Source organism: Aestuariibaculum sp. M13, assembly GCF_024723255.1.
Taxonomy (GTDB): domain Bacteria; phylum Bacteroidota; class Bacteroidia; order Flavobacteriales; family Flavobacteriaceae; genus Aestuariibaculum; species Aestuariibaculum lutulentum.
In genome coordinates this window covers 54,591-80,083 of sequence record NZ_JANIAC010000006.1, presented here as the reverse complement: position 1 = coordinate 80,083, position 25,493 = coordinate 54,591, and the positions used below count along the sequence as shown (strand labels likewise).

The window sequence follows — 25,493 nt, the reverse complement described above, 5'->3', positions numbered from 1 at the left end:
TTTATTTAGAAAAGCTCTTGAATTATAATTCTAATGCTTTTTTAATGTCGTTATTCATTAATAACTCAACTGGATTCTCGATACCTTCTTTAACAGCAACTAAGAAACCAACACTTTCTTTACCATCAATAATTCTGTGGTCGTAAGATAACGCTACGTACATCATTGGGTGAATTTCAACTTTACCATTTACAGCGATAGGACGCTCGATGATGTTGTGCATTCCTAAGATACCACTTTGAGGAGGGTTAATAATTGGCGTAGATAACATACTTCCAAATACACCACCGTTAGTAATGGTGAATGTACCTCCTGTCATTTCATCAACAGTAATTTGACCATCACGAGCACGTAAAGCTAAACGCTTAACTTCAGATTCCACACCTCTAAAGCTTAAGTTTTCAGCGTTACGAATAACAGGAACCATTAATCCTTTTGGTCCTGAAACAGCGATACTAATATCACAGAAATCGTAAGAGATCATTTCTTTATCGTCAATCATTGAGTTTACTGCAGGATACATTTTCAATGCTCTAACTACAGCCAATGTAAAGAAACTCATAAACCCTAAACCAACACCATGTTTGTTTTTAAAGGCATCTTTATACTCGTTTCTTAATTCGAATATAGGCGTCATGTTAACTTCGTTAAACGTTGTTAACATCGCTGTTGTATTTTTAGCTTCAACTAAACGCTCTGCTACTTTACGACGTAACATAGACATTTTAGTTCTTGAAGTACCTCGGTTTCCACCTGAAGGTGTTCCCATAGAAGGCACTGCTTTAACAGCATCTTCTTTAGTTACACGACCATCTTTTCCTGTTCCAGAAACTGAAGCTGCTTCGATACCTTTTTCAGCTAAAATCTTTTTAGCAGCAGGACTTGCCGACCCTGTAGCATAGGTTTTAGTTTCAGCTGCTGCAGGAGCTGGAGTGTCAGCTTTAGGAGCTTCTACTTTAGCTTCAGCTTTAGGAGCCTCACCACCTTCCGGCTTAGCTGCACTGGTATCGATTAAACATACTACTGCCCCAACGGCAACAGCATCACCTTCTTCAGCTTTAAGAGTAATAGTTCCGCTTACTTCAGCAGGCAACTCTAATGTCGCTTTGTCACTATCAACCTCAGCAATAGCCTGGTCTTTTTCTACATAATCACCGTCTTCTACCAGCCATGTTGCAATTTCCACTTCTGTAATGGATTCCCCTGGCGAAGGCACTTTCATTTCTAAAATCATTATCTTATAATTTTAATTGAATTTTTTACTTTTTATATAACTAGTTATTATCAAAAACAGCATTGATAACGTTGCGCTGTCTCTTTTTATCACGTGTACTTGATCCTGGTGCCGGTACCGAATTGTATGGTCTAGAATAGCATGCTAACTTAACCAGCTCCATACGTTGTGTCATGTGCGTCCAAGCTCCCATGTTTTTAGGCTCTTCCTGTGCCCATGCATATTCTGAAACATTTGGATAACGGTTAATAACTTCCTGAATCTTATCTAAATGAAGTGGGAATAACTGCTCGATACGAACTAATGCCACGTCTTCTCTTCCTAACTCTTCGCGTTCTGCTAATAAATCGTAGTAGAATTTACCGGTACAGAATACTAATTTCTTAACATTATCAGGATTTACGGTATCATCAATAACTTCCTGAAATGTTCCAGAAGCTAACTCATTAATACTTGAAATCGCTTTAGGATGACGTAATAAACTCTTAGGAGTGAAAACAATTAATGGTTTTCTGAAATTACGTTTCATTTGACGACGTAACAAGTGGAAGAAGTTTGCAGGTGTTGTACAGTCTGCAACAATCATATTATCATCTCCACATAACTGTAAATAACGCTCCATTCTTGCCGAAGAGTGCTCAGACCCCTGACCTTCGTATCCGTGAGGTAATAAAACCACAATACCATTTTGCGCTTTCCATTTATCTTCAGCAGCCGATAAATACTGGTCGAAAATAATTTGGGCTCCATTACTGAAATCACCAAACTGAGCTTCCCAAATAGTTAAGGTATTCGGGTTTGCCATGGCATAACCGTAATCGAAACCTAATACCCCGTACTCTGATAAGAAAGAGTTGTAGATATACATCTCTCCTTTATTTTCAGGGTTTGTATTTAATAGATTTATACGATCTTCAGAAATCTCATCACGTAAAATCGCGTGTCGGTGACTGAACGTTCCACGCTCAACATCCTGACCTGAAATACGCACATTGAAACCTTCTTCAAGTAAACTTCCGTAAGCTAAAGTTTCAGCCATACCCCAGTCTAAAGCATCAGCTTCAAATACCATTTTGGCACGACCATCTAAAATACGTTCTGCTTTACGAACAAACTTAACACCTTCCGGAACAGTTGAAACTACTTTAGAAATACCTTCCAAGCGTTCTTTAGCATAAGTCGTATCCGTTGGCACTAACATACCATCTAATTCAGAACGCTCGAAACCTTGCCAACGCTCTTGCATAAACTCTCTTACTTTCGAAGAATCAGATTCTCTTGCCTTGGTATATTCAGACTCAAGAGTATCTTTAAATTCATCAACGATACCTTTTTTATAAGCAGCATCAATCGTGTTTTCAGCAATTAACTTATTTGAATAAAGATCAAATGGGTTATCGTGTTTCGCAATCGCTTTATATAATTTAGGTTGTGTAAAACGTGGCTCATCACCTTCGTTATGACCATATTTTCTATACCCTAATAAATCGATGTAAACATCTTTTTTATAGCGCATTCTATAATCTAATGCTAACTCAACGGCATGAACTACAGCTTCAGCATCATCTGCGTTTACGTGTAATACCGGAGATAAAGTTACTTTAGCAACATCGGTACAATAGGTACTAGAACGTGCGTCTAAATAGTTGGTGGTAAATCCAATCTGGTTGTTAACAACAATATGAACAGTTCCTCCAGTTTTGTAACCTGCAAGCTGACTCATTTGCGCCACCTCATAAACAATACCTTGTCCTGCGATAGCCGCATCCCCATGAACTACAATAGGAATGATTTTAGAATCATCACCATCGTAATCGTTATCAATCTTAGCGCGGGTAATCCCTTCAGCAACAGACGCAACGGTCTCTAAGTGCGATGGGTTTGGCACTAAGTTCATTTTAATATTTTTACCGTTTTGGTAGGTTTTATCTAAGGTCAATCCTAAGTGATACTTAACATCTCCATCGATATCTACATCTTCGAAATCTTTACCATCAAACTCACTGAATAACTCATGCATTGGTTTTCTAAAGATATTCACCAGGGTACTTAAACGTCCGCGGTGTGCCATACCAAGAACACATTCTTTTACACCATACTTTTCTACAGCATAAAATAACACGTTACTAATTGCAGGAATTAAAGATTCCCCTCCTTCAAGAGAGAAACGCTTTTGTCCAACATATTTAGTTTGTAAAAAGTTCTCAAACGTTACCGCCTGATTTAATTTAGAAAGAATATACTTTTTCTTTTCTGTATCAAATGTTGGCTGATTATCATTTAAATTTAATTTACCTTGCCACCACGCAATCACCTCTGGATTACGCAGGTACATATACTCTACCCCAATAGAACTGCAATAGATTTTATCTAAATGCACTAAAATTTCACGTAATGGTTTTGCACCAATACCTAAAACTTCACCTGCATTAAAAACGGTATCTAAATCGTTTGCGGATAAACCAAAATTTTCAATTTCTAAAGTAGGCGAGTAAGATCTTCTGTCACGCACTGGGTTTGTTTTAGTAAACAAGTGCCCACGCATTCTATACCCATCAATAAGTTTTAAAACCTGAAACTCTTTTTGAAGATATTCTGGCATTTGCGCCGAAACACCTTCAACAATCTCTCCTTCTAAACCATAGTTTTCACTTCCAAAATCGTACCCTTGAAAAAAGGCTCTCCAACTTGGTTCTACGGCGTCTGGGTTCTCTAAATATTGATCGTATAAATCAGCAAAGTAAGCTGTATGCGCTGCGTTTAAAAAGGAATATTTATCCATTATAATATTTAATTCACTATCAATTAGTCAAATTTACCGGCAAAAATACAACTTTTGCGAATATTAGATGTTTATTTTGCTATATTTATGATTACCCTAACACGCTTATAATTAAAAATTAAATTTTTACTTTATTTTGTTGACATATTTTAAAGAACTAAGTATGATTACTTTAATAAATAAAAAGACTCTACCTCTTTTATTAGCAACTCTTTGGAGTTTTAACATTTTAATTGCACAACAATCAGAAAGTGATTTCTGGAAACACGTAAGATTTGGAGGCGGCATAGGCTTAAGTTTTGGAAACGGCTTTTTTAGCGGAACATTAGCCCCAAGTGCACTTTATGAGTTTAATAATAATTTTGCTATGGGCGTGGGGTTAAACGGCACTTATAATCGAAGTAAGGACTTTTATAAATCGACCATTTTTGGAGGTAGTTTAATAGGTTTATATAGTCCTGTTAATTCCATACAAATGTCTGCTGAATTTGAAGAACTTTATGTAAGCAGGAAATACGACAATAATATATTCCGAGATGACAGCTATTGGTATCCTGCCTTGTTTTTAGGTGCTGGGTACAGAAACCGAAATGTTACCTTCGGCATTCGTTACGATGTACTTTACGATAGAAACAAAAGTATTTATGCCGATCCGTGGGCGCCTTTTGTGAGAGTCTATTTTTAAATCCTTTGACTAAAATTAAAATGTTTCATAAATGTAATGTTTGTGACATTTAAATATGCTTTTATCACTACTTTTGCGGCGTGATAAAAACCTTGAGTCAAAAAATAACCGCATTCGTTCTAATTGTCATTCTATTAGCGCACAACATCAACACCTTGTTGATTATGGTCGACTTTGTTGCTAATCAGGATTTTATCGCAAAAACACTTTGTATTCAAAAAGACAACCAGCAAGGTTGTAACGGTAAATGTCATTTGCAAAAACAACTGGCTAAAAACGAAACTGGACCAGATAAAAACATTCCTCAGCAGGAAAACAAACGTATGATGTTAGATGCCTTTTACATTTCTAATATCAACACTATCGATTGTCAGAATACAATTCAATTAACAGCTAAACACAAGCTGTTTTATAAAACACCTATAGTTTACGAAAATACCCTTACTGTAGACACCCCTCCACCCAATTTTTTGTAATTCTTATTTAATAGATTCCTGACTTCTAATTCATCCATTCACGATGTATTAGAGCAATTGCTTATGCGAAAATCAAAACAAAAAACATATTGCCTAAACGCTTTATGCAAATGGCTATACACGAAACTGAATTACAAAAAAATGAAACTTACACATATAATACCCTTAATCTTTATTACTATATTCTCTGTTAGTTGTTCAACCGATAATGACGACAACATAGTTAACGAATTGGACAATCTAATTAAAGTTCAAAACCTATCAAACGACAAACATACTATTGAACTTTACACAACATCTGGCCGATTCTATACTGGCTACAATACCATAAGTGTTCGAATTATTGATAACGCAACAAAAAGCTATATTGAAAACGCCTCAATAGACTGGGTGCCTGTTATGCAAATGCCAACCATGCAGCATTCGTGTCCAAAATCTGAGGTCTCAAAAGCATCTGATAAAGAAACACTTTATGAAGGTTATATTATTTACCAAATGACCAACACCGATGGCTCTGGCTGGTCATTAACTATCAATTACACCATTGATGATGTTGAGTATACCGTTACCGATACCATTACCGTTTTACAAAATGAATTACAAAATGTGAGTAGCTTTATGGGAAGTGATGGTAAACGTTATGTTGTAGCCCTAATTGAACCAAGCAATCCAATAATTGGCATAAACAATTTAGTTGTTGGTCTTTACACTATGGAAACCATGATGTCTTTTCCTGTGGTTGAAGACTACACTTTAACTTTAGACCCGAGAATGCCTGGCATGGGAAATCACAGTTCACCAAATAACACCGATTTATCATTCAACAGCATTGATAATATGTATCACGCCAATTTATCGTTAACCATGACAGGATACTGGATTTTAAACCTAAAACTGATTGATTCAGAAAATACGGTTTTAAAAGGCGAAGATGTTACCGAAGAAAATATTCAAAGCAGTTTATATCTGGAATTAGAATTTTAAAACTCAAGCAACAGTATCGTGTTTCAATACAATACGATACTGTTCTTTAATATAGATACAAAATGAAAAAACATATTGTTCTCATTTTGGGCATTATTTTCAGTGGTATGTCCTTTGGACAAGAAACACATGTCATTACAAAAAAAGATACCACGCTGTTAAATGAAATTATAGTTATTGGCACCCAAGACCTGAGTAATTACCGTCAAGAAAAAACCTTATCGAGTATTGACGATTATTTAGAAAAATCGAATCGTATTACCATGATAAAACGCGGAAACTACGCCTGGGAACCAACGTTAAATAACATGACCAGCGAACGCCTGAATGTAACCATTGACGGGATGCAGATTTTTGGTGCCTGCACCGATAAAATGGATCCAATAACTTCGTATGTAGATGTCTCAAATCTGAAACAAGTAGCTGTGCATTCAGGACAGGAAGGATCAGAAAACGGACATAATATTGGTGGCGCTATCGATTTACAATTACCGGAATCTAAATTTAATCATTCGGGATTAAGGTCAAGTATCGATTTAGGCTACGAAACCAATGGCAACTACAAAACCGGAGGTTTAGAACTGGAATATTCAACCAAAAAGTTTTACCTAAATACGGATGGTATTTACCGAAAATCTGATAATTATGATGCCGGAAACAATACCGAAGTTCTGTTTTCACAATTTGAAAAATACAATCTGTCGACTCAAGCGGGTTACAAACTATCGGACAACCACAGTCTGGATGCTAATATTATTTACGACAAAGCCACGGATATTGGCTACCCAGCGCTACCTATGGATGTATCGTTAGCCGAAGCTTTTATAACATCGTTATCACATAATTACAATAGCAACCTCAGCTACATAAAATCTTGGGAAACTAAACTGTATTTTAACACCATCACTCATATTATGGACGACTCTAAACGTCCTGATGTACCCATTCGTATGGATATGCCCGGATGGAGTGATACTTATGGTTTTTACAGTAAACTAAAAATAGTTGAAAATAAACATCAATTAAGTTTCAACCTCAATGGATTTTACAATCGTTCATTAGCCGAAATGACCATGTACCCTAACGACTCCAATCAACCGAGCATGTTTATGTATACCTGGCCAGACATTAGAACAGGTTACAGTGGTTTATTTGTTAAAGATAATTACACTTTAAATGATTCAGAATCCATAAACACTTCTGTCCGATTCGGGTTTCACAATAACACCATTGCAAAAGATGAAGGCGTTGAAAGTTTAAAAATTTTCTATGCGGATTTAACCAATTCTAAAAACCGATTCTTAACGTCGGCGGCTTCAAATTACAATCTGCACAAGAATGATTATCATCTATCTTTTGGCTTAGGTTATGGAGAGCGTGCACCTTCGGTTAGTGAAGGTTACGGGTTTTTCCTTTATAATAGTTTTGACAATTTCGATTATATTGGAAATCCTAATATGAAAAACGAAAAAGCTTTCGAAGCTAATATAAAAGCTAATTATCATACCGATAATTTTAAAATAGGCTTAGAATCTTCCTATTTTCTTATTAAGAATTATATTATTGGCGAAATCGATTCCAGCTTAAGCCCAATGACCATTGGTGCGAACGGCGTAAAATTATACACAGCTTTAAATGACGCTTCTATTTTCGATGTATATCTAAACACAAGTTACCAATTTAGTAAGCAGTTTTCGGTAAATTCTTCAATTGGTTATAACTACGGAACAGGAAGTAACAGGGAACCGCTTCCGCTTATAAAACCATTATCCTATTTAGCTGAAGTAACCTACACAACAACGCACTTTAATGCGGCTTTACAATTAGAAGGCAACGGAAACCAAAGTAATTACAGCAGTTTTTATGGAGAAAATGAAACACCTTCTTATGGTGTTCTGAATTTAAACTTTGGAAACATGTATTATTTAAAAAGCACCAAACTGGTTTTAAAATATGGTGTTGAAAACATTTTAGATACTTACTATTCAACCTACGCCGACTGGAATAATATAGCCAGACAAGGACGCAATTTTTATATTAACACATCTTTCGTTTTCAATTAAACATAAAAAAACACCCTCTATCTAAGAGGGTGTTTTTTTATGTTATTGATATTTATGTCTAAACCATACCTTTTGCCATTCCCGTTTTAATACCAAAAACGCAACATCTTCAGAGAGTTTTAAAACATCACTCCCATCAAGTTCTTTCACTTGTTTTTCAGACACATCAATGATGTATAGCAGGTTTAAATAATCGGCAAATTTTTCCTGAATGAGTTTATAAATCGTCTCGTGCAACATCAATTTTAAACTGGAAGGTAAAATAGCTTCATCAAAATCTAAATCGATATTTGCCAGTAAAAAGTCTTTATTTAACTGCACTACTAATTTACTATACAAGTCTAAATTGTTAGCTTCAGTTATTAAATCTTCAAACGTTGATGGCAACTGCATTATACGTTTCTATTCATTAAACTTGAACCAAATGCTTTTAATATGTCCTTATTCTTTTCAGAAATATTCAAAGTTTCTAATACTTCAAACGCTTTATTGGTATAATTTTCAATTTCAGCTCTCGTTGCTTCAGCAGCTCCACTCGACAAAAATATGTTTTTTGCTGTTTCTATTTTATCTGAAGGATCACTCGGACTTAAACTAAATAAATGCTGCAGTTCTAACTTGTTCTCTTTGGAAGCAAACTCTACCGCTTTAATATACAAATACGTTTTTTTGTTCTCAATTATATCACCTCCTACCTGTTTTCCAAAGGTTTTAGGGTCGCCAAACGCATCTAAATAATCATCCTGCAACTGGAAGGCAATTCCAAGGTTTCTTCCAAATTCGTAAATCCCTTTTTGATCTTCTTCTGAAGCTTTTGCCACAATGGCTCCCATTTGCATGGCTGCTCCAACCAAAACAGCTGTTTTGTATTCAATCATTTTTAAATACTCCGGAATCGTTACATCATCGCGAATCTCGAAATCGACATCGTACTGCTGACCTTCACAAACCTCAAGTGCCGTTTTGCTAAACAATTTTGCCAAAGCCTGAAACACCGTTGGTTCGTATTTCTCGAACAACTGATAAGCCATAATCAGCATCGCATCGCCCGATAAAATCCCGGTGTTTACATCCCATTTTTCATGTACTGTTTCTTGTCCGCGTCTTAAGGGCGCATCGTCCATAATATCGTCGTGTACCAAAGAGAAGTTATGAAACACCTCAATACTCAAAGCTGCGTCTAAAGCCTTTTTATAATCAACATTAAAGGCTTCAGCAGTCATTAATGTTAACACCGGACGCAAACGCTTGCCACCCAATTGTAAAATATAATTTATCGGATTGTATAAAGAAACAGGTTCTCTTTCTTTAGTAAACCCTTCTAAGTACGACGTTACAGCGTCTTGATAAAATAGTACGTTTTGCATGGAACAAAAATAAAGTAATTGCCCTAACTAATGCAACCCAATTTAATGCAATATTAAAAAACTGTTAAAACTGAGGAAACTTTTTTTGTTTTTAAAGTTTCTTAGCTTAGTTTTGTGCTACTTATGAAAGATGATATTTTAAAAACAGCTGCAGAATTATTCTTAAACTATGGGTTTAAGAGTGTGACGATGGACGAACTTGCCAATGCCCTTGGCATGTCGAAAAAAACACTTTATCAATATTTCGAAAACAAAAACGATCTTGTAGAAGCCACTACCTTGTATATGTATCACACCATACAAACAGGTATTAATGAAATCATTCTGCAGGACAAATCACCGATTGAAGAACTTTACGAAATAAAGCGTTTTGTTATGAAGCATTTAAAAGATGAGAAATCATCACCTCAATTTCAGCTTCAAAAGTACTACCCGAAGATTTACGCCGATTTAATGAAAAAACAATCTTGCGTTATGGGTGAATGTGTGATTAGCAACTTAGATCGTGGTGTTCAAATGGGGTTATACCGAGACACCATTAATAAAGAGTTCATTTCGAAAATCTATTTCAACAGTATGATGTCTTTAAAGGATAAAGAACTATTTCCTTTAAATAATTTTTCGATGCACACCTTAATGAACAACTATTTGGAATATCATTTACGAGGTATATGCACCCCAAAAGGGCTAGAACATTTAACTGAATATTTAAACAACAATCAATCATAAAATGAAACAAAGTCTTATACTATTATTTAGTCTATTGCTTTCTATATCGATGTTTTCACAAGAACAGTCGTATTCCTTTAGTTTAGAGGAAGCTATTAATTTTGCCATTGAAAACAATAGAACAGCCATAAACGCTGCTAAGGATATTGATGCTGCGGAAAAACAAAAATGGGAAACCACAGCTACCGGTTTGCCACAATTAAGCGCTTCCGTAGATTATCAAAATTTCTTAAAACAACAGGTCTCTTTAATTCCAGCAGAAGCTTTTGGAGGTAACCCTGGCGAGTTTGAAGAAGTTGTTTTTGGAACAAAACAAAACATGACAGCCACAGCAACCATCACTCAAAAAATATTTGACGGGTCGTATATTGTAGGTTTACAATCAGCTAAAGTATATTTAGATATTTCTAAAAATGCCAAACAAAAAACGGATTTAGAAATTAGAAAAGCCGTTATTAACGCTTACGGAAATGTGCTATTAGCAGAAGAAAGTTTAATCCTTTTAAACAAAGACCGTAAAATTTTAGAGGACAATGTTAACGACACTTCTAAAATGTTTGAAAATGGTTTAGAAGAGGAAGAAAGTGTAGAGCAATTACAAATTACCCTTTCCGGCTTAATGAGTAATCTAAACAAAACCGAGCGTTTAAAGGTCTTAGCTTACCAAATGCTAAACATTACTTTAGGCATTGATATTAACGCTAAAACAACATTAAGTGACAAGCTGGAAATGCTAACGGCTCAAAACATTAGTTTATCGTTATTAAGCACTGAAGAAAATGTAGAAAACAACATTGATTATAAAATTGCTGAAAATTCAAAAGTGTCACAGGAATTACTTTTAAAACTCGAAAAAAGTAAAGCCATGCCAACACTTAACGCCTTTTTAAACGGCGGATATTCGGGGTTTTCAAATAGTTTTAATTTTTTAAGTAAAGACCAGGAATGGTTTGGAACTTCGTTGTTTGGAGTAAGTTTAAACATTCCTATTTTTAGTTCTTTAGGAAGAACTGCTGCCACAGCGCGTGTAAAAATCGATCTTGAAAAAGCTGAAAACGATTTAAAGGAAACCGAACAACAATTAAAACTTCAAATCGCATCGGCCAAAAGTGAATACCAGTTCGCCATTGAAGATTACGAAAACAAAAAACTAAACCTAAATCTTGCCGAGCGTATTGAAAGTAAAAACCAAACCAAATTTTTTGAAGGTATTGGTTCAAGTTTCGATTTACGCCAGGCACAAACGCAGTTATACAACGCACAACAAGAGTTTCTACAAGCCATGCTAGATGTTATTAATACCAAAGCAGAGTTGGAAACGATTCTAAATACAATTCAAATAAATTAATCAATCAAAAGAAAATTTCAATTTCAAATGAAACAGATATATTCATTATTCATCGTAAGTATTCTATTGGTCTCTTGTGGAGGCGAAAAGAAAAGAAACTCTGTTGAAAAAGTTTTAGAGAGCAACAACCTAACAACCATTCGTGCAAAACGCGCCGAGCTGGTTAACGATCAGGAAACTATAAATTCTAAAATTAAACTTTTAGACGAAGCTATTTCAAAATTAGACACGGTAAAACACGTCCCTCTAATTACAGCTTTTAAGGCCGAGACCGAAGTTTTTAATCATACATTAGAAATTCAAGGTAACGTGACTACTAAAAATTTATTAGTCATCACGCCAGAATATAACGGTATTTTAACTAGCGTTTACGTTAAGGAAGGACAAAAAGTAAGCAAAGGGCAATTATTGGCAAAAATTGATGATGGTGGTTTAAGCCAGCAATTATCACAGCTTAAAATCCAGGCCGATTTAGCTAAAACCACTTTCGAGCGCCAGAAACGTTTATGGGAACAAAACATTGGTAGTGAAATTCAGTATTTACAAGCTAAATCAACTTACGAATCTCAAGAAGAAGCCGTAAGTCAGTTAGAACAACAAATCGCTAAAACAACCGTTAGAGCGCCTTTTTCAGGAACTATTGACGATGTTATTACAGAACAAGGAAGTGTTGTAGCAGCCGGGCAAACGCAATTAATGCGTTTGGTTAACCTTGACGATATGTATATTGAAACCGATATCCCGGAACGTTATATCGCCGATGTTACCAAAGGTAAAAACGTTATTGTAGACTTTCCTATTTTAGGAACAACCATTGAGACTAAAGTACGTCAGGCCGGAGATTATATCAACCCAAACAACCGTACGTTTAAAGTGGAAGTTGGTATTCCAAATAAGGACAAGTCTATCAAGCCTAACTTAACGGCAAGACTAAAAATTAACGATTATACTAACGAAAACGCCTTATTAATTCCACAAAGTATCATTTCAGAGAATGCAAATGGCGAACAATATGTTTACGTTATCTCAGATAAAAACGATAAAAATATTGGCGTAGCAAACCGTGTTATTATTACTACCGGAAAAACACAAGGCGATGTTATTGAGGTTTTAAGTGGTATAGAGAACGGAACTGAAATTGTTCAGGAAGGTGCACGTAGCGTTAAAGACGGACAAACAGTTGAAATCATTAACTACTAAACCAAACACGTAATGTCAAAAAACAAAAAAAGCATCTATAAAGAATTTGGTTTTTCTTCATGGGCGATAGACAATAAGACCACGATGTACGTGCTTATTCTTGTCATTTTCTATTTAGGAGTTGCGGCCTTTTTCGATATGCCTCGAGAAAGCTTCCCTGAAGTTAATGAAACTAAAATTTACGTCAGTTCTGTTTTCCCCGGAAATACAGCCGAAGACATAGAAAAATTAATTACCGATCCGCTGGAAGACCGTTTAAAAACGGTAAGTAATGTGGTTGAAATTACCTCAACATCTCAGGAAGATTACGGTATGTTAATGGTAGAATTCGACGAAAATATTTCGGTTGAAGCCGCCAAACAAAAGGTAAAAGACGAGATAGATCAGGAAACCTCAAGCGAAGACTGGCCTACTTTTAATGGTGCCAAAGTCGAGCCAGATGTTTTTGAGTTGAGCCTTTCGGAAGAAATGCCAATTCTTAACATTAATATTTCCGGCGATTATCCTATTGAAAAATTAAAAGAATACGCCGAGCATTTACAGGATGAAATTGAAGATTTAGCTGAAATTAAAAAAGCTGATATTCGTGGTGCTCAGGAAAAAGAAGTTGAAGTTGCCGTAGACATTTATAAAATGATGGCTGCCAAAGTAACCTTCAGCGATATTATCAATACTATTAACAACGGAAACATGACCATGTCTGCAGGTAATTTAAAAGCCAGCGGACAACGAAGAACTATTCGTATTATTGGTGAAATTGAAAAACCATCAGAGCTTGAAAACTTCGTGGTTAAATCTGAAAATGGTCATGCCATTTACTTAAAAGATGTAGCCGTAGTAAAATTTAAAGAAGAAGACAAAACCACCTTCGCCAGAGAATTTGGTGCTCCTGTAGTGATGCTAGACGTTAAAAAACGTGCTGGTAAAAACATGGTGGCAGCTTCAGAACAAATTCAGGTTATTGTTAAAGATGCCGTTGAAAATGTTTTTCCAGCAGACTTAAAAGTAACGATAACCAACGACCAGTCTGAAAAAACTATTGGTCAGGTAGACGATTTAGTAAACAACATTATTTTCGGGGTACTTTTAGTAGTTACTGTGTTAATGTTCTTCTTAGGATTTAAGAATGCCATTTTCGTTGGTTTTGCCATCCCGATGTCGATGTTTATGTCTATTATGATTCTTAACGGATTGGGATATAGTTTAAATACTATGGTACTTTTCGGATTAATCATGGGGCTTGGTATGCTGGTAGACAACGGTATTGTGGTTGTTGAAAACGTTTACCGTTTAATGGACGAAGAAGGCATGAGCCGAATGCGTGCTGCCAAAGAAGGTATTGGTGAAATTGCGTTCCCGATTATCATTTCTACAGCAACCACCGTAGCCGCCTTTATTCCGTTAGGATTATGGCCGGGAATTATGGGTGAATTCATGATGATTTTACCAATTACACTATCGGTTGTATTAGGATCTTCATTGTTCGTTGCTATTTTCTTTAACTCGGTAATGGTATCAGAATTCATGACTATTGAAGATAAAGACATGCCTTTAAAACGCATTATAAGAATGTCGATTATAATGTTAGTTCTTGGTTTAATAGTGGTCTTTACTGGTGGTGCTTATCGTGGTTTAGGAACCTTAATGATTGTAACAGTTGGCTTACTTTGGATATACCGTTTGTTTTTACGTAAAGCCGCCAACCATTTCCAAAATCACACCTTGGTAAAACTGGAACGTTTATATGAAAAACAATTGCGTTGGGCGCTTTCAGGAAAAATGCCATATATTATTAGTATTGGTACATTCTCCTTATTAATCATTTCATTCATAGCATTTGGAATGTCGTTAAAAGCACAGCGCACAAAAGTGGAGTTCTTCCCAGATAACAGACCAAATCAAATCATTGTTTACATTGAATATCCGCAGGGTACAGCGATTGAAAAAACCAATGCCATAACCAAGGAAATTGAAAATCGTGTTTATAAGGTTTTAGATGATAATCAATATAAAGATGGCGATTACAATTTCTTAGTAGAAAGCGCTGTTTCTCAAGTTGGTGAAGGTGCCGGAAACCCACAAACCGATGGTGGTTCGGCTGCCGAAATGCCTCATAAAGCAAAAATCACCGCTTCAATGCGCGAATACAAATACCGTCGTGGAGCAGACAGTGAATTATTACGTCAAAAAGTACAGGAAAGCTTAGTTGGTGTTTATCCAGGAGTTCTAATTTCGGTTGAAAAAGACGCCAAAGGACCACCTGCCGGAGCCCCGATTAACATTGAAATTGAAGGTGATGATTACAATGAATTAATCGCAACTGCCGAGAATATGCGACAGTTTATTAACGGAAAAAATATTCCTGGTATCGACGAACTTAAAATTGATGTGAATAAAGATAAGCCATCAATGAAAGTTACTATCGACAGGAAAAAAGCCGGTGAATTAGGCATTAGTGCTGCACAAATAGGGCAACAATTACGTAACTCAATATTTGGATCTAAGGCAGGCATCTATAAAGAAGATGGTGACGACTACGATATTTATGTACGTTTTAACGAAGCCAACAGATATAATACAAGTGCCTTATTCAATCAGAATATTACATTTAGAACGAATACAGGTCAGCTTAAAGAAATTCCACTTTCTGCAGTGGCAAGTCATGAAAACACTTCTGGGTTTAGTGCCATTAAACATATCGACACTAAACGTGTGGTAACTGTATATTCGGCATTATCACCAGGATTTACCGATGCAGGTGCCATTGTTGCTCAAATTCAAAATGAAATGAAGAGCTACGAAGGTCTTCCTAATGGCATTAAAATAGATTATACAGGACAAATTGAAGAACAAAACAAACAAATGAAATTCCTTGTTGGTGCGTTCTTTACCGGTCTTGGTTTAATCTTTTTCATCTTAATTTTCCAGTTTAACTCAGTTTCAAAACCAGCTATTATTATGTTGGCTATTTTCTTAAGTTTTATTGGTGTATTTGGTGGACTAGTAATTACAGCAAAACCATTCGTAATTATGATGACCATGGTGGGAATCATCTCGCTGGCGGGAATTGTGGTTAATAACGGGGTGGTACTCCTCGATTATGCTCAGCTTTTAATTGACCGAAGAAAGCATGATTTAGATATCGATCGCAAAGAATACTTAGGTACTGAAGATTTATATGAAAGCATCGTTAAAGCAGGTAAAGCCCGTTTACGCCCAGTATTATTAACAGCAATCACAACCATTTTAGGTTTAGTACCTTTAGCCATAGGGTTAAATATTAACTTCTTTACCTTATTCGGCGAACTTGATCCGAACATATATATTGGTGGTGATAACGTGGTATTCTGGGGTCCATTAGCATGGACCGTAATCTACGGATTATTTATAGCAACCTTCTTAACGTTGATTGTCGTACCTGTTTTATTCTTCTTAAGTATGAAGCTTAAAATGTGGTATCGTTCAAAAATGCGTTCATAAAATATTGAAGAGCAATTTACTGTGGTGACTAACACTCAAATTGAAGATTAGTTAACGCTTTATCTTTAAGCCTTAATTAATAGCAGAAAAGCCCTGACAAATGTCAGGGCTTTTTTTAATGGACTAATTCAAAATATAAAAAGGGGCTATTTCCATTCAAAATCACCTCGTTCAACAGACCAGTCATTTCCCAAAAAACCTGCACATTTTACTACCGATGTTCCATTAATTAACACCTCATCATCAAACAATAAAACATCAGGAAACGTCGTTCCGTTTACTAAATAATGATTCATGTATGCTGCTTTCATTCCTTTTTCTCCACTGGCCGTAACAACTCCAACACTTGCTATATCACTATCTGTTCTGGGTACAATAAAATACATCCCCCATTGATCTCCTGATAGTTTTTTACCATTAATATCAACCTGATCATTCTCTACTTGAATAGGAGACTCTTTTAACAATTGATTCCACGTAGCATTATTTGTTTTATTCCCATACAACACAACATTACGATTGGCATATTTAGACAGAGAAAAATCAACATCTTTAACCAAATCTACCGAACCATTCGCTCGATACCACATTGTTTCAGCATCAAAACGCGCTCTGTTATAATACCAATTATTCTCTTCTTGTGTCCCTTTTGTAGCGAATACAAAAACCACATTATTTCTAAAAGCATCCTTAAAACCACCATTTCTATGCGGTCCCTTTTCCTTTAAACTTGGCTTATTAGTTGTTTTCCATTCTCCATCTTCCTTCTTTAAGAATAACATTTCATTTCCGTTTATTGAAAAAGAAACACCATCAACTAAAAGCTCACTTTCAACCTTATCGAACATTCTAAAATCCATCTCAATTAATGCTACATTATCTGTTTTTAAAATGTGCTTTCCCTCTTCTTTTGAATAATCAAAAGAGCTTACCTCAAAAGGTATTTCCTGCTGATGAATGGTTATAAAATGTGATTTTGATGACACTCCCGGTGCTCCTGTATAAAACTCCAACTTATCGACATCCTTATCTTCCGGAATCGTTCTTTCCCTAAACAAATTGAAGATTGGTGGCCAATCGACACTATGGTTACCATACCAATGTGTTCCTTCAGGATATTCGTAGTAGGTGAAATCGGGATGAAATTCTCCTAATCTTTTTCTCATATCTCGGGCGATGTACGTTGGTACCACATTATCCTTTTCTCCATGTAAAATATAAACCCCATGGTGCAGATAATTTCTAATCAATTTTAAAGTTCTGCTTGGCGTCCCTGCCCGTTCAATAATAGTTTCCACAGGATTCAATTCCGGCGTTAACTGCAAGCGACTTAAAACCTTTGGGGTGATTCCAAATGCTCGCAATTCTTCTTCAGAACTTTTTAAAATTCTATTTAAAGACACATCTCGATACAATAACAAGTCGGGGTAACCCGCACAAGGTGCAATAGCTGCAAACTTATCGGGATAGGTAGCTCCCAAATACCATGAACCATGGCCTCCCATCGAGTGCCCAGTTAAATATATTTTTTGTGGATTGGGTTGATAAATATCTTTTGCATCAGTCAAAACCTCTAAGGCATCTAAACGTCCTAAATCTTCCCAGGCATAACCAAACGGACGTCGATTGGTTGGTGCTATTAAATTTCCCCAATCTTTTTGTTTATACGCATTGGCCTGATTAACCGCTTCTACCGAAGCCCCGTGAACCGACAAAAACAAAGCGCCATTAGTTAAGGTATCATTGCTCGACGGCGCAACACTATAGTATTGCAAACTTCCATCTAAGTGACTAATAAATGTACGTTTATGATGCTTATGCTTAGACTTAACCTCTACAGGAATTGTTTTTATATCCTGAGACTCCTTTTTGTTATTTATCAGATTTAATGTTAAATCGTAAGTTCCCAAAACGGTATCATCTGAGACATGAGCAATTGAAAACGGTATTTTTCTAACACTCATTGGTGGTATATTTGAAATCTCGGTTTTTATAGCCTTCCCTTTAATGGTAGACTCTATGGTGTAGTTTTTCAACCATCCTTCTGTTCCGTTTATGACGCGTATGGCTCCCTTAAAACCCTTAGTTTCTTCGACTAAGATGTCTGGCATCGTTAAATCTCTTGTTGTAAACTGAATTTCAGATTCCGGTTCTATTAATCTGGCTCGAATTCTTGGAAAACGCCCTACCTTAAGCACAAAAACATTCAATCCCTTTTTTAGTTTTAGTGGAATTAAGTTGTACCCAAAATCATAGTGATCGCCTTCATGCGGCATACCATTAATTAGTACTAACGAATGTCCTGAAGCTTCAAATAAAACTGTTTTTTCAGCACCTGATTTATATTTTAAACACACATAGCTGGAACGTAATTCACGATCATTAAATGTATTTGACGTATCAACCGTAATGGTTTTCCAAACCATGGGCTCTCCTAAAAAATCAACATTAAAAACCTCATCTTTTTTAGGCTCATAACCATCATGCATTAAAAATCGGCTAAAAACCGGATCCTCGGGAAAGGTCGACGAATTAAACCTATAGGTTGGCACTTTTAAAGTAAGTGCCTCTTTAAAGACATGTATCAACCTTCCTTCTTCAATAGTTTCTACCTTTTCCTTTCCAAAATACTCAACAATATTACCAGTTCTTTGTTGGGCTTGAATCTGAATTGAAATGAAAATTAAAACAATTAAAAACGAAATATTCCTAATCATAAGCAGCTAAAATTTAAACTTTTAACTAAAGCTATCTTTTTATTTACCGTAAAAAATATCTTTTCGACTAATAACGCACACACTCCCCTAAACAACGACAAATAAAAATCGCTTCCAACTCAATCCATTTTCCTTTTATTCCCTTAAAAAAACACCCTAAAAAATTCGTACTCCATTGTATTTATTTAAATTTGCAACTCTAAAATTTCATTATGTACAGAAGTCATAATTGTGGTGAGTTAAATGCATCACATATTAATAAAGAAGTAACCCTTGCTGGTTGGGTTCAAAAATCAAGAGATAAAGGATTTATAGTTTGGGTAGATTTAAGAGACCGCTATGGTATTACCCAATTGGTTTTCGACGAAGAGCGCACATCGAAAGACATGATGGAGCAGGCTCAGAACCTTGGTCGTGAGTTTGTTATTCAAGTTAAAGGAACTGTAATCGAACGTGCTTCTAAAAACCCGAATATACCAACCGGAGATATTGAAATATTAGTTTCAGAATTAAACATTTTAAACGAGGCTAAACTTCCTCCGTTTACTATTGAAGATAAAACAGATGGTGGTGAAGATTTACGTATGAAATACCGTTATCTGGATATTCGTCGTAATCCGGTAAAAAACAACTTAATCTTCAGACATAAAGTCACACAAGAGGTTCGTAACTATTTATCTAAAGAAGGATTTATAGAAGTTGAAACCCCTTACTTAATTAAATCTACCCCTGAAGGTGCCCGTGATTTCGTAGTACCATCACGCATGAACGAAGGTCAGTTCTACGCTTTACCACAATCGCCACAAACCTTTAAGCAATTGCTTATGGTAGGTGGTATGGATAAATACTTCCAGATTGTAAAGTGTTTTAGAGATGAAGATTTACGTGCCGACAGACAACCTGAGTTTACTCAGATAGACTGTGAAATGGCCTTTATTGAGCAGGAAGATATTTTAAATGCTTTTGAAGGTTTAACACGTCACCTGCTTAAAGAAGTTAAAGGTATCGAGATTGATAAATTCCCGAGAATGCAATACGACGATGCGATGCGTTTATACGGAAACGATAAACCAGATATTCGTTTTGGTATGCAATTTGGCGAGTTAAACGACGTTGCTCAACATAAAGATTTTGGTGTTTTCAATAGTGCCGAATTGGTAGTTGGTATTGCGGTTCCTGGTGGAAACGCATACACCAGAAAAGAAATCGACCAGTTAATCGACTGGGTAAAACGTCCGCAAGTTGGTGCTTTAGGTATGGTTTACTGTCGTTGTAATGAAGATGGTACATTCAAATCATCAGTAGATAAATTCTACGATAACGACGATTTATCTAAATGGGCTGAAGTTACCGGCGCTAAGGCAGGCGATTTAATTTGTGTGCTTTCTGGCGATAAAAATAAAGTACGCGCGCAGTTAAGTGCTTTACGTATGGAATTAGCAGAACGTTTAGGTTTAAGAAACCCTGAGGAGTTTGCTCCACTTTGGGTTATGGACTTCCCGCTTTTAGAATGGGATGAAGAAACCGAGCGTTACCATGCGATGCACCACCCATTCACTTCTCCTAAACCAGGACAGTTAGAACTACTAAAAACCAATCCGGGCGATGTAAAAGCTAATGCTTATGATTTAGTGTTAAACGGAAACGAAATTGGAGGTGGTTCTATTCGTATTCACGATAAAGAAACCCAATCTTTAATGTTCGATTATTTAGGTTTCACTCCTGAAGAGGCAAAAGCTCAATTTGGTTTCTTAATGGATGCCTTCCAATACGGCGCACCGCCACATGGTGGTTTAGCATTTGGTCTTGACAGATTAGTATCTATTTTAGGAGGACAAGAAACCATCCGTGATTTCATTGCTTTCCCTAAAAATAATTCTGGTCGTGATGTTATGATTGATGCACCTGCTCCAATTGATGATGCGCAATTAACAGAACTAAGCTTACAACTTAACATAAAACAATAATTCTAAATCCTGCTTTTTGCAGGATTTTTTGATAGCGTTATAAATGCCATGCCCAAACAAACCATTTTAAAGCAGATTTTAATCTGGAGAGCCAAACACATCTCTCACAGACAATTTATTTATATTTTAAGTATTGTTATAGGTTTCACATCTGGTGTTGGTGCCGTTGTGCTAAAAAACTTAACACACTTTTTCCAGCATCTGTTGGAAGGTAAACTTATAGCAGACTATCATCATGCTTTTTATTTTTTATTTCCAATCATTGGTTTATCTCTGGTCTATTTAATTATTAAATATGTTATAAGAAATAAGGTAAGTCATGGTATTCCTTCAACCCTTTACGCTATGGCAAAACGTAAAGGTATCATGAAACGCTACCAAATGTTTGGTTCTATTTTAACGGCCCCGATAACGGTTGGTTTTGGTGGGTCGGTAGGATTGGAAGGCCCAACCGTAGCTACTGGTGCTGCCCTTGGTTCTAACATTTCCAGAATGTTTCATATGAACCAAACCTCAAGAAACCTTCTTATTGGTTGTGCCGCCGCTGGTGCTATGAGTTCCATCTTTAAAGCCCCAATTGCCGCGATTATTTTTGCCATAGAAGTCTTTAGTTTAGACCTTACTATTGCTTCGATGTTACCGTTATTACTGGCATCGCTTTCAGCCATTTTAACATCTTACTTTTTCTTTGGTGACGATATTCTTTTACCATTTAGAATTGAGGACAAGTTTTATATTAACGATGCGCCTTTTTACATTCTTTTAGGTGTTGTAGCCTCGTTTATTTCCATCTACTTTACTGAAATTTATGATAGGATTCATACGTTTTTCGATAAAATTGAATCGCCGGTAAAACGATTAATTATTGGAGGTGCCGGGTTAGGTTTACTTATCTTTTTAATTCCGCCGTTATACGGTGAAGGTTTCGATGTTATTAACAACTTAATTATTGGAAACCCTGAAAAAGCACTGCAAAGCAACCTGTTTCATATGGACACCGATAACATCTGGATTGTTGTTATGCTCTTGGGCGGACTTATATTCTTTAAGGTTATTGCCAGTTGTTTAACCTTTGGTGCTGGTGGTGTTGGAGGTATTTTTGCACCTACCTTATTTATGGGAAGTATTATGGGGAACTGCATGGCTAAAATTATTAACCATTGTGGTTTATTTAATGAACCGGTTTCAGAAAGTAACTTTACCCTTGTTGGCATGGCGGGTTTACTTGCCGGTGTACTGCATGCCCCACTTACGGCTATCTTCTTAATAGCGGAACTTACCGGAGGTTATGAACTTTTTATTCCGTTAATGTTAACCGCAACCATTTCGTTTGGTATTACTAAATACTTTAAACACCACTCGGTTTATAATATGGAACTAGGTAGAAAAGGAGAACTGATTACTCACGATAAAGACCACGCGGTTTTAACCTTAATGGATATCGATAAAGTTATTGAAACTAATTTTATTGCCATTACACCTAATATGACTCTTGAAGAAATGATTCATGAAGCCGTGATAAAATCAAACCGAAATATTTTCCCTGTTGTTAAAAAGGATACGCAAAAACTTCAAGGCATTATACTATTAGACGATTTGCGTCCTATCATGTTCGATCAATCGCTTTATCAGGAAGTAAAAGCTACAGATATTATGCAAAAGCCACCGGCAGTTATCAATTTAGATAAAGATAAAATGACTGACATTATGCAGAAATTTCAAGATAGTAGCGCATGGAATTTACCGGTTACAAAAAACGGCATCTACTTTGGTTTCATTTCAAAATCTAAATTATTAACGGCTTACCGTCGTCAACTAATTACGCTACAGGTAAATTCTTAATATAGAATAGCTTCAAAAGCATTTATTTATTAACTTTATAAATATGTCCTTTGAAGCTAAAAGCCTGCTACGAAAATTTTTAATCTGGAAATACAAACACATTTCCGAACGACAATTCATTTATATTTTAAGTGTACTGGTTGGCATGCTTGCAGGTATGGGAACGGTTGTTTTAAAAAATCTAACCCATTTTATTCGGTCGCTTCTCGAACTCAATCTATTTAAAAACTATCAAAATACCTTATATTTCATCTTTCCAATAATTGGATTGGTTTTAGTTTTCATTATAAAGCAAACCTGGCTAAAAAAACATATTGGCCATGGCATTTCTACAACACTATATGGATTATCTAAACTTAACGGTATTCTCCCCAGCTATAATATTTATGCCGCTTTAATTACTGCTCCGTTAACAGCCGGTTTTGGAGGATCGGTAGGTTTACAAGGCCCTGCGGTAAGTGTTGGTTCGGCATTAGGATCTAATACCGCTCAGCTCTTTCATATGAATACTAAAACCCGGTTACTTTTAATAGGTTGTGCATCGGCCGGAGCCATGGCATCCATGTTTAAAGCACCCATTGCAGCCATAGTTTTCGCCGTTGAAATTTTTAGTCTCGATATTGCATTTACCTCATTAGTACCATTACTACTGGCATCTGTTTCAGCGGTTATAACTTCGTATATGTTTTTAGGAACAGATGTTTTGCTGCATGTTATTATAAAAGATTCCTTCAATTTTAACGACATTCCTATTTACATCCTGTTGGGTGTTGTTACTGCGTTTACATCGGTTTACTTTTCAAAAGTCTTTTTTGGCATTACAAACTTTTTCAAACAGTTTGAAAGCCGAGCCAAACGCTTATTAATTGGCGGACTTGCTATTGGCACCATGCTATACTTTATTCCACCACTTTATGGTGAAGGTTATGGCATTATGAACAACCTCTTAAAAGGTGATCATCTTTCTGCAATAAATACCACACCATTTAAAAGTTTAGACCTCGATAATATCTGGATTGTGATTGCTATGCTTTTGGGAATTACGATATTTAAAGCCATTGCCATGACCACCACTTTTGGTGCCGGTGGTGTTGGCGGGATCTTTATTCCAACACTTATTATGGGTAGCGCCTTAGGCAACGCTTTTGCTAAAATTGTAAATAATATTGGACTTGGGTTCTCGGTTAACGAAGCTAATTTTACCCTTTTAGGGATGACCGGACTCATGGCAGGTGTACTTCATGCACCGTTAACGGCTATATTCCTAATTGCCGAAATTACAAGTGGCCACGAGCTATTTGTGCCCTTAATGATTGTTGCTGCTATTTCGTTTGCCATTACAAAATATTACGTATCGCATTCTATTTACACCATGAAACTAGCCGAACGCGGCGAACTCATGACGCATGATAAAGATCAAAATACCCTCATGTCATTAAATATCGATAAAGTTATAGAAACCAACTTTGTTAAACTAAAACCCGAGATGTCTCTGGGGTATATTTTAAATGAAGCCGTGGCGAAGTCTTCAAGAAACCATTTTCCTGTAGTAAACAACGAAAATGAATTTTTAGGTGTAATAAGACTCGATGATATACGACATATGATGTTTAATGCCGATCTTTACACCAAAGTTAGCGTAGCCGATTTGATGCATGCCGATGCCGGAATCATTAATTACGATGAAGATACCATGAACGACATTATGGACAAGTTCAAATCTACCGGAGCCTGGAATTTACCCGTAGTTAAATCCGGAAAATATTTCGGTTACATTTCTAAATCAAAATTATTAACAGCCTACAGAAGGCAACTATTAAAATTCACACAATAACCCATGAAATATGCCATCATTATCATATTTATTCTAGTATTTGCAAGCATTATTACCGGCTTTGTATTGGACACGCCATATTCTCAAAAACTTATTGGTTTCGGCGTTATGGGTCTCTTTTTTATAGCCTTTCCCCTATTTGCCTATTACCGTTGGAAAGACAAAAACATAAAAGACTACATGCTCACTAAAGAAAATTTAGAAGAAATGCGTAAGTCGCAAAAAGACAATAGACTTTAATTATTAAGGCGTTACCCTTCGGGTCAGGCCATTCGCCTAATCTATCAATTCAAATTTCGTTTTTCAATAAAAAAACGTTTCATTAATTCAGATGCTTCAGCTTCTAAAACACCGCCTTTCATAATAGTTTTCGGGTGTAATCTGGTATTTAAATTAATGCATCCACGCTGCTCATCTCTGGCACCATAAACTATATTAGAAATCTGACTCCAGTACAACGCGCCTGCACACATCTGGCAAGGCTCTAAAGTCACGTATAAGGTACAATTCTGAAGATACTTGCCCCCTAAAAAATTAGCCGCCGCTGTAATAGCTTGCATCTCGGCATGTGCCGTCACATCGTTTAAGGTTTCAGTTAAATTATGACCGCGAGCAATAATTCTATTATCAATAACAACAACAGCTCCAACAGGTATTTCACCTTTATCAAAAGCCAACTCTGCCTCCTGCAGGGCTTTTTTCATAAAATACGTATCATCAAACGGGTTTTCCATAATTCAAATATACGATTTCAAAACACTCAAAAATGATTCGGCAAGAATTTT

General features: G+C 36.1%; 18 protein-coding genes. 12 read left to right on the top strand and 6 right to left on the bottom strand.

Annotated elements, in window-relative coordinates; all coding sequences use genetic code 11:
• Positions 1–22: 22 nt before the first annotated feature.
• Together odhB and NO995_RS17375 are read right to left on the bottom strand one after the other, a co-directional pair.
• Positions 23–1,234 carry a 2-oxoglutarate dehydrogenase complex dihydrolipoyllysine-residue succinyltransferase gene (gene odhB, locus NO995_RS17380; RefSeq protein ID WP_240575189.1) on the bottom strand — a complete coding sequence of 404 codons (1,212 nt, stop codon included), beginning with the start codon at positions 1,232–1,234 and terminating at the stop codon, positions 23–25.
• 40 nt (positions 1,235–1,274) lie between these two features.
• The gene (locus NO995_RS17375; RefSeq protein ID WP_240575188.1) at positions 1,275–4,016 is read right to left on the bottom strand and encodes a 2-oxoglutarate dehydrogenase E1 component; all 2,742 of its coding nucleotides are present in this window, start codon (positions 4,014–4,016) and stop codon (positions 1,275–1,277) included.
• 163 nt (positions 4,017–4,179) lie between these two features.
• Between NO995_RS17375 and NO995_RS17370 the strand changes: the two genes are divergently transcribed.
• The 4 genes from NO995_RS17370 (at position 4,180) to NO995_RS17355 (ending at position 8,224) form a co-directional block, all read left to right on the top strand.
• Complete coding sequence (locus NO995_RS17370; RefSeq protein WP_240575187.1) at positions 4,180–4,701, top strand: alpha-ketoglutarate decarboxylase; 522 nt, start codon at positions 4,180–4,182, stop codon at positions 4,699–4,701.
• Positions 4,702–4,793: 92 nt separating this feature from the next.
• The gene (locus NO995_RS17365; protein WP_258228593.1) at positions 4,794–5,177 is read left to right on the top strand and encodes a hypothetical protein; all 384 of its coding nucleotides are present in this window, start codon (positions 4,794–4,796) and stop codon (positions 5,175–5,177) included.
• A gap of 141 nt (positions 5,178–5,318) precedes the next feature.
• Positions 5,319–6,161 carry a hypothetical protein gene (locus NO995_RS17360; protein WP_258228592.1) on the top strand — a complete coding sequence of 281 codons (843 nt, stop codon included), beginning with the start codon at positions 5,319–5,321 and terminating at the stop codon, positions 6,159–6,161.
• Positions 6,162–6,223: 62 nt separating this feature from the next.
• Positions 6,224–8,224, top strand: coding sequence for a TonB-dependent siderophore receptor (locus NO995_RS17355; protein WP_258228591.1), 2,001 nt, complete (start codon positions 6,224–6,226; stop codon positions 8,222–8,224).
• Between the two features lie 42 nt (positions 8,225–8,266).
• Here the strand turns inward: NO995_RS17355 and NO995_RS17350 are convergent, their stop codons facing one another.
• Positions 8,267–8,617, bottom strand: a complete 351-nt coding sequence (locus NO995_RS17350; RefSeq protein ID WP_258228590.1) for a hypothetical protein — start codon at positions 8,615–8,617, stop codon at positions 8,267–8,269.
• Complete coding sequence (locus NO995_RS17345; protein WP_258228589.1) at positions 8,617–9,591, bottom strand: polyprenyl synthetase family protein; 975 nt, start codon at positions 9,589–9,591, stop codon at positions 8,617–8,619. The genes NO995_RS17350 and NO995_RS17345 overlap by 1 nt, the downstream gene beginning before the upstream one ends.
• A gap of 123 nt (positions 9,592–9,714) precedes the next feature.
• Here NO995_RS17345 and NO995_RS17340 point away from each other — a divergent pair, with 123 nt between their 5' ends.
• The 4 genes from NO995_RS17340 to NO995_RS17325 are packed head-to-tail and all read left to right on the top strand — an operon-like array spanning position 9,715 to position 16,348.
• The gene (locus NO995_RS17340) at positions 9,715–10,320 is read left to right on the top strand and encodes a TetR/AcrR family transcriptional regulator (protein WP_240575181.1); all 606 of its coding nucleotides are present in this window, start codon (positions 9,715–9,717) and stop codon (positions 10,318–10,320) included.
• 1 nt (position 10,321) lies between these two features.
• Complete coding sequence (locus NO995_RS17335; protein ID WP_258228588.1) at positions 10,322–11,668, top strand: TolC family protein; 1,347 nt, start codon at positions 10,322–10,324, stop codon at positions 11,666–11,668.
• Between the two features lie 27 nt (positions 11,669–11,695).
• Entirely contained in the window at positions 11,696–12,868 is a 1,173-nt protein-coding gene (locus NO995_RS17330) for an efflux RND transporter periplasmic adaptor subunit (RefSeq protein WP_258228587.1), read from the top strand.
• Positions 12,869–12,880: 12 nt separating this feature from the next.
• Complete coding sequence (locus NO995_RS17325; protein ID WP_240575178.1) at positions 12,881–16,348, top strand: efflux RND transporter permease subunit; 3,468 nt, start codon at positions 12,881–12,883, stop codon at positions 16,346–16,348.
• 146 nt (positions 16,349–16,494) lie between these two features.
• Here NO995_RS17325 and NO995_RS17320 read toward each other — a convergent pair whose 3' ends face one another.
• On the bottom strand, positions 16,495–19,065 hold the full coding sequence (locus NO995_RS17320; RefSeq protein WP_258228586.1) for an alpha/beta hydrolase-fold protein: 2,571 nt from the start codon (positions 19,063–19,065) through the stop codon (positions 16,495–16,497).
• A gap of 212 nt (positions 19,066–19,277) precedes the next feature.
• On the opposite strand from NO995_RS17320, the gene aspS reads away from it, so the two are divergent.
• Genes aspS through NO995_RS17300 form a run of 4 tightly spaced genes read left to right on the top strand, consistent with a single transcriptional unit; the run spans position 19,278 to position 24,948 of the window.
• Entirely contained in the window at positions 19,278–21,032 is a 1,755-nt protein-coding gene (aspS, locus tag NO995_RS17315; protein WP_240575177.1) for an aspartate--tRNA ligase, read from the top strand.
• Between the two features lie 48 nt (positions 21,033–21,080).
• Positions 21,081–22,874: a chloride channel protein gene (locus NO995_RS17310; RefSeq protein ID WP_240575176.1), complete on the top strand. Its 1,794-nt coding sequence runs from the start codon at positions 21,081–21,083 to the stop codon at positions 22,872–22,874.
• Between the two features lie 43 nt (positions 22,875–22,917).
• Positions 22,918–24,708: a chloride channel protein gene (locus NO995_RS17305; protein WP_240575175.1), complete on the top strand. Its 1,791-nt coding sequence runs from the start codon at positions 22,918–22,920 to the stop codon at positions 24,706–24,708.
• Positions 24,709–24,711: 3 nt separating this feature from the next.
• Entirely contained in the window at positions 24,712–24,948 is a 237-nt protein-coding gene (locus tag NO995_RS17300; protein WP_258228585.1) for a hypothetical protein, read from the top strand.
• A gap of 44 nt (positions 24,949–24,992) precedes the next feature.
• Here NO995_RS17300 and NO995_RS17295 read toward each other — a convergent pair whose 3' ends face one another.
• Positions 24,993–25,442, bottom strand: coding sequence for a nucleoside deaminase (locus NO995_RS17295; RefSeq protein ID WP_240575173.1), 450 nt, complete (start codon positions 25,440–25,442; stop codon positions 24,993–24,995).
• Between the last annotated feature and the right edge of the window lie 51 nt (positions 25,443–25,493).